The following is a 17,583-nucleotide window of genomic DNA, read 5'->3' as shown; positions in this document are numbered from 1 at the left end:
TCCGCGCCGCACAAAGGGTCGCTGATGCCCCGGCGTTGTGAAACGCCGTCGGTAGGGGCCCATAATTCTGTTCGCCCACCGATCAGTAGTCTGCATTGCGACGACACGTACGTCCAAGCAGGCACTTGCTCAAATCCCGTCGGCACCACCCCAGTTCTCGCCCCGCCCTCCGGCCTCTCCCGGCCCGACTCATGGAGACGTGAGACCCACGATGACCGACAGCTCCGTTGCGGGCCTCTGCCGCCTCACCGTCAGGGCCCCGGCCAGGACCATCGACCTGGCGGTGCCCTCCGACGTACCCGTCGCCGATCTGCTGCCCACCGTCCTGCACTACGCGGGCGAGAAGGTCGAGGAGGACGGCCTGGAGCACGACGGGTGGGTGCTGCAACGCCTCGGCGGCGCGGCGCTGGACGACGAGAGCACCTTGGACGCGGCGGACCTCAAGGACGGCGAGGTCCTGTACCTGCGGCCGCACACCGAGTCGCTGCCGGAAGTACGGCTCGACGACCTGGTGGACGGTATGGCGACGGTGACCCGGGACCGGCTGCACAGCTGGGACGCGGCGGCCGGCCGGCGCCTGCTGCTCGGCATGGCGGTGGCGGCCTTGATGCTCGGACTGGCGGTGCTGGCCTGGCCCGGCGGTCCGACCGGACCTCGGATGGCCGCCGCCGGTGTGGCGGGACTGCTGCTGCTGGCCGGGGCCGCCTCCGCGAGCCGTGCGGTGGGCGACGCGGCCGCCGCCACCGCGCTCGGGCTCATGGCCGGACCGTTCCTCGCCCTGGCCGGCTGGTTGCAGCCGGGCGGTGAGATCGCGGGCCCCCAGGCCAACCAGGTGCTGGGCGCCCGGCTGCTGGCCGCCGCGGCCGCCTGCGCGGGCGGCGCGGTGCTCGCCCTCGCCCTGACCGCCGTACGCACGCCGCTGTTCGTGGCCTCGGCACTGGTGTCGCTGGCCGGGGTGCTGGCGGGTGTCCTGATGAGCCTGTTCGACCTGAGCGTGGACGGTGCGGCGGCAGCCGTGGCGTCGCTGGCCGTGCTGCTGGGCGGCTTCGTGCCCGCTCTGTCCTTCCGGCTGGCCGGGATGCGGATGCCGGCCCTGCCGACCAACCCGCAGCAGCTCCAGGAGGGCATCGAGCCCTACGACGGCGCGGACGTGACGACCCGCACCGAGCTGGCGAGCGGCTGGATGACCAGCCTCTACGGCGCCTCCGGCATCCTGTGCGCGGGCAGCCTGGTGCCGTTGAGCCGCAACCCGGCGCTCCCCGAGGTCCTGACCGCGGCGGTGCTCGCCGTGCTCCTGCTGGTGCACGGCCGGGGCATGGTCAACGTGTGGCAGCGGCTGGCGCTGGTCCTGCCGGGCGCCTGGGGCCTGACCCTGCTGGTGCTCGCCCTCGCGGCGGACACCGCCGCGGCCGACCGGCCGCTGGTGGTGGGCGGGCTGCTGGCGTCGGCCACCGCGCTGGCCGTCGCCTCCTGGACCGTTCCCGGCAGGAGGATGCTGCCCTACTGGGGCAGGGCGTCGGAGCTGGCGCAGTCGCTGCTGGCGATCGCCCTGCTGCCACTGACGCTGTGGGTGCTCGGCGTCTTCGCCGCGCTGCGTGCCGTCAACGGCTGACCCCGGTCACGGACACGACGTGAACGACCACTTCGACGCGAACGGCCCCGTACCGCGGGAGCCGGTGCGGACCGGCTGACCGGAAGGACCGCGGTTCATGCAATCCAAGCGCGACCAGGTGCAGGCGCACGCCTTCGTCATGGGCCGCCTCACCTCGGGCATGCTGCTCGCCGACCCCGACGCCCCCGAGAGCCCGCTGGGGCGCACCACCCGCGGGGCGGGCATCGGCGTGCTGGTCACGGTGCTCATCGCCGCGGGGGCGTTGGTGTTCGGGCTGGTCTCGCCGGGCGGCAACGACTCGTGGCGCAGCGGCAAGAACCTGATCGTCAACCGTGACACCGGGGCCCGCTACCTCTATCTCGACGGCCGGCTGCACCCGGTGCCCAACTACTCCTCCGCGCTGCTCATCGGCGGTGCGGACCTGGAGACGACGGACGTGGGGGCGGCCTCACTGCGGGACACCCCGGTGGGAGCCGCGGTCGGCATCCCGGGAGCGCCGGACGGGGTGCCCTCCTCGGGCGACCTGGAGTCGGATGCCTGGGCCGTCTGCTCGGTGACGACGGACGGCACGGCGGGGGCCGGGAAGGGGACGACGCGGACGGTGACCGCGGTGACGGCGGGCGCCCCCCTGGACTCGACCGCGCTGGGGGCCGGCGAGGCGGTGCTGGTGAGCGGTCCCGACCAGGAGAAGTACCTGATCTGGCAGGGAAGTCGGCTGCGGCTCGACACCAGGTCCGGCGCGCTGCTGTCGCTGGGCTACAGCTCGGTGACGCCCCGCCCGGTGTCGGCCGCGTTCCTGGACTCGTTCGTGCCCGGCCCGGCCCTGGCTCCGCCGTCGGTGAAGGGACTGGGCTCGAAGGGCCCCTCCTTCGACGGTACGGCGACCAGAATCGGCCAGGTCTTCCGGGTGACGGTGCCCGGTGGTACGGCGACGGGCTCCGGTGAACAGACCGGCACCCAGTACTTCCTCCTGGGGGATTCCGGCCTGTCCCCGTTGACCTCGACCGCCGTGGCGCTCCTGCTGGGCGATCCCGCCGTACGGTCGAAGGCGTACGACGGCGACTCTCCGACAGCGCTGCCCATCGGGGCCGACGTGCTGAAGGACCACCAGGCACCCGGCACCACCGGCCGCGACCCGTCGGTGGCCGGGCTGCCGGACACCCCGCCCCGGGCCGCCCGGGTGCCGGACGGCCGTGCGGTCTGCGCACGGGTGCTGCCCGGCGACGACGGTGTGCGGATCAGCTCGGTGCTGGTGCCCACCGGCGCGCTGGGCCCGGTCGCCCAGCGCAGCGGTGACGCGGTGGTGGACGCCTGCCTGCCGGTGGACGCGGTGGTCGTGCGGCCCGGTCACGGTGTGCTGGCGCGGGCGCTCGGCGCCGGTGGCGGGACGGTCGGAGCCACCACCTACTTCGTGGCCGACGACGGCGTGAAGTACCGGGTCGGCTCGAAGGAGGCGCTCACGGCGCTCGGTTGGACGGAGTCCGACGCACGCGGGCTGCCGTCCCCGCTGCTGGCGATGTTGCCGACCGGCCCCGACCTGAGTCCACAGGCGGCGACCGGGCAGGTACCGTCGTCGACAGCACGGGCCTGCGCCGAGGGCTCCGCGGACGCTCCCGGCGGGCCCGCCGCGCGGGTCGGGACATCCGTTGCAGCTGGCGACAAGTTGCAGACACGTAAGGATAGTTGACGATTCGCCAAATATCTGGCGGCATCACACCGTTCCCCGTTGCACCCTGCTCTCCGGCGTGCTTAGGCTCACCGGCGCCGCAGCTGCGACAGCACCCCATCGAAAGGCGGACCCATGGCAGGGACCGGACAGCAGTCGAACGAGCAGGCGACCCGTAACGGGATCCAGGCCCTTGAGAGCGCCTTCAGCGGCATCCTCAAGTCCCGGCAGGACGTGGACAACACCCGTGCGGGCCTGTCCTCGGGCTACCAGGGCAGCGACGGAGGCCAGTTCGGCGCCCTCCTCAAGCAGTGGGACGAGCAGTGCAACGGCATCCTGCGCGGCCTTGAGGACATGGTCGACAAGCTGAACCAGAGCCTCGTCCAGCACGGCAAGACCCAGGGCTCCTCGAACGAGGCGATCAACTCGGCCTACAACCAGTCGCAGGCCGCGTACGACCAACTCGCAGGCTGAGCAGGCCGCTTCCCGGAGTCCGGACCCCACCGCGCACTCCCCACCGATCAGGAGGCTCCCATGCCCGACAACTTGACCGACGGCTACATCTACGTCGACTACAACCACATGAACAACGCCGCCGACGACATGGTCCAGCAGACCAAGGCGATAGCGAACACGCTCGCGTCGCTGGAGGCGGAGCTGAACGAGCTGATCAAGTCCTGGTACGGCGACGACGCCAACATGTACCGCCAGAAGCAGGCGGCCTGGGACCAGGCGGTGAAGAACATGGAGACGCTGCTGACCTCGCACTCCAGCCTGCTGACGGACATCTCCGACAACTACCGCTACAGCGAGAACTCGCTGTCCCAGATGTGGTCCGAGGTACGCGTCAGCCGCTGACGGCGGACGGTCGCGGTGCGGTACCCGGCCGAACCGGGCGGACGGTCACCAGCGCGATCGCCGTCCGGTTCCCGTACCTCTCCGCGCCCCGTCGCCCGGCCTCCCCTTCCCGACCCCTGCCCTCTCGCCGACCGAGCACCCACGAGGACCACGCCATGGCGGATTTGACCCATCTGAACGGACAGAAGCTCAAGCAGTTCCGTGATCACGATCTCGCCACGTTCATCACCGATCTGAAGAGCGTCGTGAAGGACGATCCGAACGGCGTCCTCGCACTGCACAGCATCGTCAGGGGCACGACCCCCGCGCAGTACATCGGGGAGAACCCGGTGCTCGGCATCGGTCTGATGACGGCTGACGACACGGTCTACGGCAAGACGCTGACCGACGTCGCGCTCAAGTCGGCGAAGTCGATCGACGACGTCCTCGGCGACCAGGGTGTTCTCTTCGGCGACATCGACGACAGCCTGGAGACCACCATCACCACACTGCTCAACACCCAGGGCGCCTCCCTGGAGAGCATCAACGGGGAGAAGTTCCTGGACGTCTGGTCCGGGGTCGACGAAGACCTCGAAGGGCCGGACACCGAGGACTGACCCTCAGCCTCCCCCCGGCACCCCGCCGTTTCCCGTGTTCGTCCTCCTCCACCCAGCGGAGTCCCGTCATGCCAGTCACCTCCGATCCCGGCGACTACTGGGGTCAGGCGGTCACCCTCTACACCGGGTACAACGTCCCCAGCCGCAAGAAGCTGTTCGACACCCTCAAGAGCAGCGAGGGCGTACCGCTGATGCGGCTGGGATTCGAGGTCCTGGCGTCGACCGAGCTGACCGCCCAGAACTTCACCGCCCTGGTGGGCTGGCACACCCAGCACGGTGAGGACTACGACCTGGCGTTCGTCGAGGCGGGCGGTGACGGCAAGCACTACGGCGGCACCCTGTACCAGGCGACCATCGTGTTCATCGGCATCCCCACCACCGACGGCACGGGGCGGCTGCTGGACGCGGGCGAGATCTGGAGCGCCGGAAAGTTCACCGGCGTACTGGGCAACGAGTGGGACCTCAGCCTGCTCCAGCAGTACCAGAGCGGGTCGAAGGCGGCGATCGACAAGCTGCGTGCCGACCACACCACCCGGGGCTTCGAGTTCAGCGGTCTGAGCGTCCAGGACACCGAGGCCGTCGATGCCAACTCCTTCGACCGCACCGCGCAGGCCTACGACCGGACTCTGAAGTTCTTCGAGGACCATGCGGCGACCCTGGAGCAGTGGGAGAACTCCCTCGGGGAGGAGAACGCCGCCTGGCACGGCCAGGCGGCGGGCCTGTTCTGGCAGTTGATCCATCAGCTGCACAAGAACTACGACAGTTACGTCGACCAGCTCACCGCGGACGCCACCGGCACCGCGGCGGCCATGCTGGGCGGCCATGTGCCGCGGTCAAAGCTCAGCCGGGCGCTGGCGACCGCCCAGACGGCTCTCATGACGGAGGCCAAGGCGCTCAGCGACGCCTGGGACACCTGGGCGGCCGGAGGCCGGCACGACGCGCACAGGATCCTGATGGAGGTCCTCCAGGAGGTCTCCGTATGGGTGCTGGAGAACCAGATCAAACACACCCGTGTGACGACCAACAATTCGGCGAAGGACTACAACACCGACGCCGGGTTCGTGCAGCACTCCCCCTGGGGCAACCTCCACGACATGGCCACCTGGGTGAAGATCGGCGAAGAGGCCGTGACCCGGTGGAACAAGCACGTCGAGGAGGTCCTGGTCGAAAAGGCGAAGACCTCGCTCACCACGCTCAAGACGGCGTGGAGCGACGTGTCGGACGCCTTCAGCGAGATCCGCACCAAGGACACCTCCTCGCTGACGGAGACGTACGAGGACGACAAGCGCCAGCTCGCCGAGGACGAGGCGAACCGGCAGCAGGAGGAGTACAACAACGCGCTGAACAACCTCGGCGACAACCTCAACAACCTCGGGGACGGCCTCGGCGACGGCCTGAACAACCTCGGGAACAGCCTGGGCGACGGCCTGAACAATCTGGGTGACGGGCTCGGCGACAACTTCGACAACCTCGGCGACGGGCTCGGGGACAGCCTCAGCAACCTCGGCGACGGGCTCGGGGACAGCTTCAGCAACCTCGGGGACGGGCTCGGCAACAGCCTCAGCAACCTGGGCGGCGGGCTCGGCGACGGGCTCGGCGACAGCCTGGGTGACGGGCTCGGTGACGGCCTGGGTGACGGCATCGACGCTCCCGGCGGCGTCACTTCCAACCTGGGTGCCGGTCTCGGCAACCTGCTGAACGGGAGCGACGACGGCAACGACAAGACGAAGGGGACGACGCTCACCAACCCCGACGGCAGCACCACCACGCTCAACCCGGACGGCACCCTCACGACCAGGTACCCGGACGGCACCACTCAGCTCCTCGACCCGGAGACGGGGATCATCACGACGACGTCCCCCGACGGAAAGGTCACCACGGGCGACCTGACCATCCCCGGCGGCCACGTCAACCCCGACGGCAGCACGACGACGCTCAACCCGGACGGCACCCTCACCACCACGTTCCCCGACGGTACGACCACCACGATCGACCCGGAGACCGGGGCGCTGACCACCCGCGACCCCGACGGCAACGTCACCACCGGGAACATCGGCAGCGGCCTCGGCGACTCCCTGAGCGGCCTCGATCTCGCCAACCCCTCCCTGACACCGACGACGAGCAGCAGCAGCCTGGACCTGGACGGCCTGGAGTCGGGCCTCACCACGAACACCGGTCTCGGTGACGGCCTCACGCTGAATGGCGGCTCGTCCCTCCTCGACGGCGGGTACGGCGGCGGGTACGGCGGCGGCGGGTACGGCGACGCCGGCTACGCCGACTACGACGACGCCACTTCGGCGGAGCTGCTGTCGGGCGGGGCGCTGCGCGCTCCCGGTGACGACGCTCTCTCGGCCGCCGCGACCGGTGAGGCGGGCACGGCGGACGGCGGGGCGGGCAGCCCGCTGTTCCCGGGCATGGGCGGCATGGGCGGAGGCATGGGTGGCATGGGATCGGGCGGGGGTGGTGGCGGCGGCAACAGCGGGGAGCGCGTCCGCAACGTGCTGACCGACGCCGGGCCCGCGGCGGCCGGCCGCGGACGGTCACGGTCCCGCAGAACCGCGGACGAGGACGAGGACGTGGTGGTGACCCGGCGCCGGACGGCGACGACCGGCGCCGCCTCGGGGGCGCTCGTCCCGGGCCCCGGAGGCGCCGGCCAGAACGGCCGGTCCACCGAGAGCGGCGACCGGGCCCGGGTGAGCTGGACGGAAGAGGACGAGGACGTGTGGGGAACCGACGAGGGCGGCGCACCCGCCGTGATCGGGCGCTGAGCACGGTGCGGGACACCAGAGGGACGGCACAGGCATGAGCGACATGAAGGAGACCATCGAGCAGCGGCTCGCCCGCGCCATGGCCGACCTGGAGACCACCACGGCCGCGGTGGCGGAGGCGGAGGCGGAACTGAGCCACGCCAGCTGCACGATCCGCTCCCAGGACCGCTCGGTCGAGGTGACCGTCAGCGCGCAGGGCGATCTGACCGACCTGCGATTCCTGGACGGCAAGTACCGCACCATGCCTGCCGGGCAGCTGGCCGCCAGTGTCCTGGAGGCCACCCAGGAGGCCCGGGCAGTGATGGCCCGTCAGGTGATGGCGGCCTTCGAGCCGTTCACCCGGCCGCACGACTCCGTGCCCGAACTTCCGGGTGTGAACATCGACTGGAACAAGATCTTCGGCCCGGGGGTCCTCGACGGACCCTCGGGCGGGGACCGCCACTCCTCGTCGCGCCGACTGCTCGACGAGATCCACGAGGACCAGGAGGACTGATCAGCGATGCCCGAGGGAAACGCGTACTACGCCGAGCCCGAACGACTGGCCGCCGGTGTGCGCCAGATCGACCAGATCAGCACGCTCGCCCACGAGATGCTCCGCGACTTCACCATGGGCCTCAACAGCACGGTCGGCTGGCCGGGCCACGACGACAGCTTCGCCGAGGAAGTGATCCCGCAGGAGAAGCGCGAGCGCACGATGGCGGTGGAGACCGGAACCTCGCTCGTCGAGGCGGTTTCCGGAGTCGCCGACGGCACCCTGGCCAACCTGGACAACATCCGTACCACCCAGAGTGGCGTGATCGACTCGATCAACTCGGCCCGCCGCGGAAAGCACTGACACTCCGATGAGCATCATCGTCTCGCCCCAACTCAACAACCTGCTCTTCGTTCTCATCGGCGAGAAGATGCTGCAAGCGGACGAGGACCTGGCGTACCGGAGCCACCAGCCCTACCGGCGGCTCGGCAAGAACGTCCGGGAACTGTCCGACCTGATCGAGCAGTCGGTCTTCGGCGTGGGCCAGGCGCTGCCCCCGCAGGTGGGCCGGCAGTACGTCCGGGCCATGCGCCTGTTCGTGGACAACGGCGGGACGAACTATCTGCGTGAGTTCGCCCGGCAGTTGGACGACGTAGGCAACGGCCGGATCAAGATCTCCATGGACATCATGGAGGCCAAGTGGTCGATCATCGCCGAACTGGTGCGTCTGCTCATCGAGTTGGCGATCATCACGGCGCTGTCGTTCTTCACCGGCGGCGCCTCCGCGAGTCAGACCGCGACCGCCAAGGCCCGCAGCAGGGTGGCCATCCTCGCCTCCCTGGACCAGCTGCTCAAGCGGACGCACCTGCTGCCCAGCCTGTCCGAGGCGTTCGACGAGGCGTTCCAGACCTTCGTGGTCCGGCTCGCCATGATGACGATGGCCCCGCCCGGCCGCAGGCCCGACGGCTTCGACTGGAAGCAGATCGTCGAGGACGGCCTCTTCGGCGCCGTCACCGGCATGTTCCACGGCGCCTTCGAATCCCTGACCAAGAACCTCGGCAAGGGCTTCCGCAACATCCTGGACGGGCCGAACGGCGCCCAGTTCAGCAAGACCAACACCAAGAACATCACCGACGACATCACCTCCAAGGTCGACAAGCCGCCGCGGTCCGTCGGCGACCGGTTCGTCCGGGGGACCGGCAGCGGCGCCAACGAGTTCCTGGTGGCGGGCGGTTCGGAGGCCCTGGCCGAGATCGTCGTCACCGGTGTCCTGCACGGCAAGTGGGAAGGCAACCTGGACACGTTCGTCGGGGCGGGCGTCAGCTCGGTGGTCGGTTCGGCGCTGTTCGGGGCGGCGGCGAAGTTCGGCGGCGCGTTCGGGTCCGGATTCGACTTCAGCAGCGTCAACGTCCTGCCGGTCACCGGTGAGGACGGCGCCTCGGCGGACGGGCGGAACACCGGGCACGACGACGTCCGCGCACCGGAGGCGGTGCCGACCACGTCCTCCACCGGTCCGACGCGCACGGGCACGACGGACCTCTCGGCCTCGGGGAGCACTCCCCACGGCATCGACGCCGGCCTCGGGGACGGGCTCGACGTCGTGGGCTCGCCCGGCGTCGGCGGCGGTGGCTCCGGTACGGTACCCACCTCGTCCTCCAGCGGAACGCCCGCGTCGTCCGGCAGCGGAACGCCCCGGAGCGGCGGCAACGGCCGGTCCGCTCCGTCTCCCGGCACCCATCAGCGGAGCGACGACTCCGAGGGCGTACAGGAGAATCCGGCGGCCTCCGACACGGACGGGGACGCGACTCGGACAACGGACGACGGCACGGACGGGGACGCGACTCGGACAACGGACGACGGCACGGACGGGGACGCGACTCGGGCGACGGACGACGGCACGGACACGACCGCCCCGAGGACGGGGACAGCCGGCCAGGGTACGTACTCCGCCCCTCGGTCCGCCGCGACCCGGGAGTCCGCTTCCGGGGAGGCGGACGAGGAGACCTCGGCAGGAAGCGAGGGGGCGGTACCGACGATCGGTACGACCGGCTCCGCGCCCTTCCCGGCCTCGACCACCGGGGCCCCGGCCGGCCTCGCCCCGAACGCCGGCTCGCCCGCCAACACGGGCTCGGCGCAGGGCCAGACGCCCGCGCAGGGAAATCAGGCAAACGGCACGGGCTCGCCGCAGCGCGCGAACAAGGGGACGCCGGACGCCGCCGATCCCGGTTCGGCGGACGGGTCCACGCCCGAGTCCTCCGCCGAGTCCGCGAGCCGGCCCGGGACTTCGTCCACGGCCACGCTGCTGCCGGGAGACGGTGGGGCCGACACCGTCGGGGGCGCGGAACCAGGCGCGGATGCCGGCACGAACGCGGGTACCGACGTCGATCCGGACGTCCGTCCCGGTGTCGCCCAGGGCACGGAGGTCGGCACGGCTCCCGTGTCGCCGACGACCGGTACCGGGGGCCGGGACACGGCCCGATCGGCCCCGCCCTCGCCGGAGCCGCCCCGGGCCGCGCAACCGCCCGTACGCCCCGGCGCAGAGAAGCGCCGTACCGCCGAGGTCGATGCGGACACCGCCCCCACCCCCATCAGCACCCGGTCCGAGGGGAGTTCACCGACGACGCCCGGGGAGAACCCGCCCCCGGACACCGTGGCATCCCCTACACCGACGACATCCGCCGCCACCGACCCGGTGACGGAGCCGGCCCCGGCGATACCCACGGTCACGACGTCCGCACCCGCCGAGCCCGATCCCGCGCCCCCCACGGCCACGGAGCCGGCCCCGACGGTACCCACGGTCACCACCTCCGTTCCGGCGGAACCCGACGCGGCAGCCTCCGTAGCCACCACGTCAGCTGCCGAAGTGCCCGGCTGGGATGCCGCGCGGTCCGTCGTACCGCCCGTCACCCGTAGCCACACCTGGACAGACCCGGTCTCCATGCCGAGGACCGCCGAGGGCAGACCCACCCGCTACACCGTCGACTCCTCCTTCGACGTACGCCGCTTCACGCACGACGGTGAGGCGGTCGTGGACCTCACCGTCGAGGTCGCCCTGGGCGGCACCGGCACGGTCAGCGACACCGACCGTCAAGCCCTGTGGGACCGGATGGCGGCCGGGGTGCGGCAGACGTTCAACGATCCCGGTCACCGGCTCTCCACCGGGGAGCGGTTGCACGTCACCGTCGTGCCCGCGGTCGCGGGCCGACAGCCGCATCTGACGGTGGAGTTGACGGGTACCGGTTCGGGCCGACGCACTTCGCAGCACACGTGGCGATCCGACGCCACCGCGCAGGACCTCGCCCACGAGATCGGCCACCAACTCGGCCTGCGCGACGAGAACCGGGACGCCACGGCCCCGCAGCGCCCCCAGGTCGACGGCAGCCTGATGGGCACCTATCAACGCCCGGTCGCCGAGGACATCCCCGAAGAACAGCAGGGCAGTTACGCCCGGGGCGGTCTGCGTCCCCGCCATCTCTCCCTGCTCGGCGCGCTCGTCGGCGGCCCGGACGACACGGTCGGGTCCATGCCACCGGCCACCCGGTCGAAGGGCGCCGACCCTCTCGCGCCGCTCGCCCCGTCGCCGTACGTCCAGAGCTTCGGCGGTCGGCGCGACGGCAACGTGGGCCTGGTGCAGGTGGAACCGCTGCCGCCGCGGATCGCCGAGGGCCTCCACCGGCATGTGATGAACCTGCTGGGGATTCCGGCGGACCAACAGGACACGCACCCCGTACGTGAGCAGCTGCGCCGTGAACTCGGCGGCGAGCACTTGGTGATCAACCTGCCCTATCTGCTCAGCAGCATGGGGCACCGCGTCACCGTGGACGCCGGAGGCAGGCGGCGGACCGTCGACGTACGGCTGTCCCTGCACGACCCGGTGTCGTCGCTCCGCCAGGGCACGCGTGACCCCTCGGACCCGGCGGTGAACGTCGAGCGGCGTGGGCTCGGCACCCAGGAGTCGGGCGACACCGAGTCGTCCGGCAACATCCGGACTCTGTTGGTGCCGTGGTCGGCGACGTTGCCGATCCCGGCCGCCGGGCCGGTGCGCGGGGTGGACTTCGGACCGTCCCTGACCTTGACGCACAATCAGCTCTCACTGTCGACGTCGGTCACCCAGACCGTGCAGACGACGACGGCACAGCGCAGCAACGAGTCTTCGCACGCCTTCAGTTACGGTTCGACCTGGCAGGCTCGGGTCGACACGCCCCGTATGGCGCCGATGGACAACTGGGGCTCCGGGTCCGAGCTCGGGCCGGTCACGATCTGGTTCCCGGAGCATCTGACCGAGGAGCGGCCGGCCGACGCCGAGCCGCTGCCGGAACCCGCCGACCTGGACGAACTGCCACTGTGGGGCGTGGACAGCGTCAAGGAACCGCACCAACTCCTGGAGATGGTCAACGGCGAGTTCCGCGGCGATCTCGCCGGCCTCTCCGACTCGTCCGCGGAGGCGCTGCAGGCGTTCCTCTCCGAACCGGTGCTGCGCGGCACACTGCCCATGCAGCGGGCGGGCGGTATCTTCTCGCCGCTGCTGCTGGACGCGAGTGGGCGTGCGATCGGCATGCTGAAGCTGATGACGGAGGTCACGCCGGGCAAGCCCACGCATCAGAGCCAGGACAGCAAGATCAACTTGGAGAGCCATCTCCTCAACACCGTGAAGGTGGACGGGCAGGCCAAGGTCACCAACGCCGTGGGCGTGGACCTGGGCGTCGGGCCGACCTTCACCGCCAGCCACGCCAAGGGGCATCCCGACGCCGCGGGCAAGGTCGCGGGATCCGTCCTCGGCAAGGGCGGGGTTCGCTGGCAGACCAGCGACACCCTCAGCAACGGGGGCAGCGCGACCATCTCGCACTCCCTGCGCAGCAGCCGCAGTCATCTGCTGACGCCCGCGAGCGTGAGGCACACCGTCACCCTCGTGCGCCCCGGCGGAGGGGAGACCGCGCGGAGGTTCGGACCCTGGGACGACGGCATGCAGCTGCGTGTGCTGAGCAGGTCCGACGCCGCGGGGAAGGTCCCCGAGGGCGATGAACTCCGTTACCTCCCGATGGAGTTGGAGAATCTCCGGAGCATCGGCACCACCGCGGCCCCGCTGGCCGTGGAGGGTCCGGAGCAGCTCTTCGCCCACGCCGAGGTCTGGTTGCGGGTCAACGGGTTCCTGCCGGCTTCCGCGACCACGACGAGCCGCACCACGGTGTTGCCCGACGAGGCTCTGGTGCAGGCCCAGTTGAACAACCTGCGCAAGTTCGAGCAGGCCCGCTCGGACGTCGGGCTACGAGCCGCCGTGGACGCGATGGTCGACGGCGGTCACGCCCTGTGGCTGGAGAAGCCCACCACGGGCGGCGGCACCCGCCGCATCCGGCTGAACCTGAGCGCCACCCGTGACACGACCCCGGTACCCGTCACAGCGACCCCGGTACCCGTCACCACGACCCCCGACACGGCACCGGCACCGGCACCGGCACCGGCGGGTCCGCCTCCGACGCGGCACGTGCGTACACTGCCCGGCCTGCACCTCATCGGCCTGACCTCGTTCGTCATGAGCGGATCGGAGCAGCAGTCCTCCGGCTACGGCTGGACGGCCGGATTCGGGGGCAGCGTCAGCGGCCCCGTGGGTCCTCCCGGCGGCTCCGGCACCCTCGGCACGGCCGCCGATTACGCCTACACCGGCCAGATCTCCCACGCGGGCAACGCCGGTTCGGGGCTGAGCCAGGACCAGCAGTTCGTCGGTGTGAACCAGGGCGGCGAGGTCTTCGACATCCCCGCGCGGTTCACTCTCGACCTGCACGACGGTTCGGGCACCGAGCCCGCCGTCCGCTTCGCCGAGCACACCGCCGCCACGCCGTACGTCGGACCGGGCGCCACCCCGCCCCCGGCCGGTCCGCCGCCGACGGCAGTCACCGGCAGCATCAGGGTCGCCGTACCGCACCACCGGACCCTCGCGGCCGCCCCGGACCCCGCCCCTCGCCCGCGGAACGGACGGATCCGGGAAGTGACGGAGGAGGACCGCAAGGCGCTCGCGACGACGGGCCCCGACGGCCGCCCGTTGGAGGGGATCACCAAGCTTCCGGACGACGCGGTCCTGGACGTGTTCCACGGCTCCGGCGAACTCCAGGAGGCGATACGTCGGATAGCGGCCGGCACGTATCCAGGTCGTCCGCAGCCGGGTTGGGCGGCCGGGCTGGGCACCGCCCTCAGTGGCATGAGCCCGGAGGTCGTGAAGTCGGCGGCATCACTGGTGGCGACGTCCGCGGCCGGACAGAGCGCCACCGACCCGACCACCCTCGCCGCCGAGGTACAACAGGCGGCCCTCTCGCCGGCGAACCTCACCGCGCGAGGGCACCAGATTTTCAAGGGCAGCTATGTGATCGAGGGGGTCACCCTGCCCGGCCTCGGCGCCGACCAGGAGTACTCCCTGGAGATCAGCGGGGTACTGCGCAACCCCCGTCTGATGCGGAGCGCCACGCAGCAGGTGGAATCCGGCGTCTCCTCCTCCGACACCGCGTCCCAGCAGAAGTCCGCCTCCGGCACCCATCAGAGCGGGGTCGCGGTGACCGGCACCAGGGCGCCCGCGGTGGCCAAGTCGACCGATCCCTCCGTCGCACCGCCGAAGCGGCCGGACACCTTCGGGCCGTCCGCCAAGTACTCCTACACCGCGAAGTCGGAGGGCTCGGCCACCCTTTCCACCACGACCGCCGTGAACCGCAACCCGACCGAGAAGTCCGAGGGCCACCGTATCGGCGCCGACGCGTTGATCCTGGTCACCGTGCGCGGGGGCACACGCAACGTGGTCGGCAACACCCTGGGTCTGGGCAGCGGGCAACCGGTGACCATCGCCGTGGAGCTCCCGGATGCCGTGCAGTTCCTGATGACGGACGCGCAACTGGCCCGGCATCAGGAGTGGTTCACCGGCGTCGAGGGCCTGACCCCGCCTCAGCAGGTGCCGCTGGACCTCCCGCTGCCCGGCCGCTTCGCCCGTACGGGAGAGCCGGGCCTGGCGGGCGTGCTGTCCGTCACCCAGCTCGACACCCCGCGCGGCGATCCGGAGACCGGGCGTGCGGACTCCGGGCACGTGGTCGCGGACACGACCGCGCCGCCCCCCTCCGACGTCCCCGAGGGCGCGTCCCCGCCCCCGGCCTCCAGCACCTCCGAGGACACGACCGCGACCCCCGGTACTCCCACCGATCCGGCGGACCCCGTTCCGGTGGAGCGCCGGAACCGGCTCTACGACGAGTTGATCGCGCTGGTCGAGTCGGAGGCCCCGGGCGTCACGCAGCCGGGGCACGCCGCCTACCTTCCCGGCGTGGCTTCCCGGATCGCCGACTACACCTCACCCACCGGTCTGCGTGCCCTGCCCGGACGCGGTCCGAGGGGCGTGCAGCGCTTCCACTTCCGCCATCTGGCCAAGGGCGGCGCCCGACTGGTCGAGGTCACCCTGAACGCGAGACCGCGTGCCGATGCCGAGGAACGACGCACCATCCGCGGACGGAAGGCCGGTGCGGGCGGCGGCATCGAGCAGTACCACGCGCATCAGCCCGCGGGAGTCTCCACCGGGACGACGGACACCACGCAGCACGGTCTCACCTTCAACCCCACCACGCGCTATCCACAGCCCGGCAACGACACCCGTACCGACCGCAGCGGCCCGGTGCTGAGCGCGACGACCACGCGCGCGCACGGCACGAAGGCCGCCACCACCGCCGAGGACCGGTTCTGGCTGCGCACCGACAGTGTGGCCGACTTCGACCTGGAGTACGACTACGAGGTGGGCGTCCGCTCCGAGCTGGTCGCGGACTGGCCGCCGAACGTACTGGGCGGCATGGTGCAGGGCTGGTTCCTGCCGACGGCCGGCGCGCCGCAGGACGGCTCCGGGGTTGCCGGCTGGATCAGCCGTACGCTGGGCGGCCGTCCCAGCCGCTCGGCCGTCGTGCCCGCCCGCGTGACGCTCAGATTCACCGGCAGCGAGGCCGCCGAGGGCCAGGAGGTGGATCCGCCGCTGCCGCCCGAGGTCTCGGACACCCCGCCCGTCCTGAAGGGCAACCGCTTCGTCCCGACCGGGCCGGCCCCGGTCTTCGAGTTCAACGCCTGGCCGGAGCTGACCAGCGCGTTGAACACCGTCGCACCGAGCCAGAACCGCGACTGGCGTTCCCTGGACACCTCAACGTCCGCCGAGAGCACCGCGGTCCGCATCGGCGAGCTGATCCAGGCGGGCGAGATCGGTCTGGACCACCCGCGCACCGCGGCCGGGCTGACCGAGACCATGCCCGGCGCCTATCCGTTCGAGTCGGCGCCCGACACCCCGCCGTCCCTGTCCGTGACGCTGCACAACCCGCGCCGGGTCACCGAGGCCTCGGACGTGACCCTGGACCGGCTCAGTTTCAGCAACACCGTGGGCGGCTCGTCGTCCAACGGTGGCGTGACCGGCGGGATCAGCTTCCAGGGCATCTACAGTCACGACGACGCCAACCAGGCGTCCGGCGGTGCCACCATCCCGGTCCTGGCCCGTCAGCCCCAAACGACGGGCGGCACGGCCGGTACGTCCGGGGGGCGCCGCGAATGGCTCAAGACCGGAGGGACGTCGGCCCCCAAGGACGGCTCGCACGGCACCCGGACCTACGAGGCACTGGTCGACACCCACGTGACCGTACGAGGGCCGGAGGGAACCCGGCACGTCACCGGCACCGCCACCGTGCGCGTCGCCGAGCGGGACGTACTCGGTCACGGCATCACCCCACCTCGTACCCATCCGCAGGTGTACGACCTGGCGTCCATGGTGCGGGCGGGCGCGGACCTGTCGGTGTCGACCGCCGGGGCCGCCGCGGACCTGAGGGACTGGCGGACGCATCCGCTGGACTCCCTGCCCGATCTCCTGGCGTCGCAGATCGACCCCGCCGACCAGGAAGCCCAACTGTGGCTCGCGGTCGGCACCGACCCGGCGACCGGGGACGGGACTCCCGCCCGGCCCGATCCGCGGGAGCTGGGGCGTGCCCTGTTCGCCGCCTCGCAGACGGCGGTGACGGCCGGGAAACCGGTCGAGTTGGTCGTGCGGTACGAGGACGGCACGCTCGGGCTCTGGAACTTCGACTCCGACGGCGAGCCCTCGGGACTCGATCCGGACGCGACGGCCGCGTGGCAGCGGTTCGACGCGGAGGCTTCGGACCTCACCAGGGCGGCGCGGGAGGAACAGGAGAGCCGCCAGGAGGAGTTCGAACTCCGGGAAGCCCTGGAGCAGCAGGCCGCCGTCCTCGCCGACGCCCTCCGGGAGGTCGACCTCGCCCTTGCGGAGACGCAGCCCGCTCCCGCCGGGACCGGGCCCGCCGATGCCGGGCCCGTCCCGCGGCCCCGGATGCGGCTGGACCGCACCCCGCGCTTCACCGTCCCCTCCCGCTTCGACGTCCGCCGCATCCGGCACGACAACGACACGGTCACCGACCTCACCATCACCGTCGCCTTCAACGGCGGCAACAGTGGGACCGCCTGGAACAAACTCCGCCAAGGAGTCGACGAGTACTACAACACTCCCGCCCACCGCCTGCCCAACGGCGACCTCCTCCACATCACCGTCGAACCCGCCCCACCCGGCACCACACCCCACCTCACCGTCGACCTCGTCGGCCAGG

Annotated in this window: 8 protein-coding genes and 1 pseudogene; all 9 read left to right on the top strand. The window is 71.4% G+C overall.

From position 1 onward, the window contains the following. Positions 1 to 211 precede the first annotated feature (211 nt). Complete coding sequence (eccD, locus tag ACWCWD_RS00045) at positions 212 to 1,612, top strand: type VII secretion integral membrane protein EccD (protein ID WP_450768913.1); 1,401 nt, start codon at positions 212 to 214, stop codon at positions 1,610 to 1,612. Between the two features lie 97 nt (positions 1,613 to 1,709). Continuing rightward, positions 1,710 to 3,299 (top strand): type VII secretion protein EccB, encoded by a 1,590-nt coding sequence (gene eccB, locus ACWCWD_RS00040; protein WP_450768911.1) that lies wholly within the window; start codon positions 1,710 to 1,712, stop codon positions 3,297 to 3,299. Positions 3,300 to 3,413: 114 nt separating this feature from the next. Beyond that, positions 3,414 to 3,752, top strand: coding sequence for a hypothetical protein (locus ACWCWD_RS00035; protein WP_450768910.1), 339 nt, complete (start codon positions 3,414 to 3,416; stop codon positions 3,750 to 3,752). A 60-nt stretch (positions 3,753 to 3,812) separates the two neighbouring features. Then, the gene (locus ACWCWD_RS00030; RefSeq protein WP_266712168.1) at positions 3,813 to 4,136 is read left to right on the top strand and encodes a WXG100 family type VII secretion target; all 324 of its coding nucleotides are present in this window, start codon (positions 3,813 to 3,815) and stop codon (positions 4,134 to 4,136) included. 155 nt (positions 4,137 to 4,291) lie between these two features. After that, positions 4,292 to 4,732 (top strand): type VII secretion system-associated protein, encoded by a 441-nt coding sequence (locus ACWCWD_RS00025; protein WP_450768909.1) that lies wholly within the window; start codon positions 4,292 to 4,294, stop codon positions 4,730 to 4,732. Between the two features lie 68 nt (positions 4,733 to 4,800). Continuing rightward, positions 4,801 to 7,500: an AAWKG family protein gene (locus ACWCWD_RS00020; protein ID WP_450768908.1), complete on the top strand. Its 2,700-nt coding sequence runs from the start codon at positions 4,801 to 4,803 to the stop codon at positions 7,498 to 7,500. Positions 7,501 to 7,534: 34 nt separating this feature from the next. Next, on the top strand, positions 7,535 to 7,993 hold the full coding sequence (locus tag ACWCWD_RS00015; RefSeq protein WP_450768906.1) for a YbaB/EbfC family nucleoid-associated protein: 459 nt from the start codon (positions 7,535 to 7,537) through the stop codon (positions 7,991 to 7,993). A gap of 6 nt (positions 7,994 to 7,999) precedes the next feature. Then, positions 8,000 to 8,335 (top strand): hypothetical protein, encoded by a 336-nt coding sequence (locus ACWCWD_RS00010; protein WP_266712160.1) that lies wholly within the window; start codon positions 8,000 to 8,002, stop codon positions 8,333 to 8,335. Between the two features lie 7 nt (positions 8,336 to 8,342). After that, positions 8,343 to 17,583, top strand: a pseudogene (locus ACWCWD_RS00005) (hypothetical protein); the annotation flags it as partial.

Source organism: Streptomyces sp. NPDC001493 (assembly GCF_053597235.1).
The sequence above is the reverse complement of the archived record's forward strand: the minus strand, read 5'-3'. Positions and strand labels throughout refer to the sequence as shown.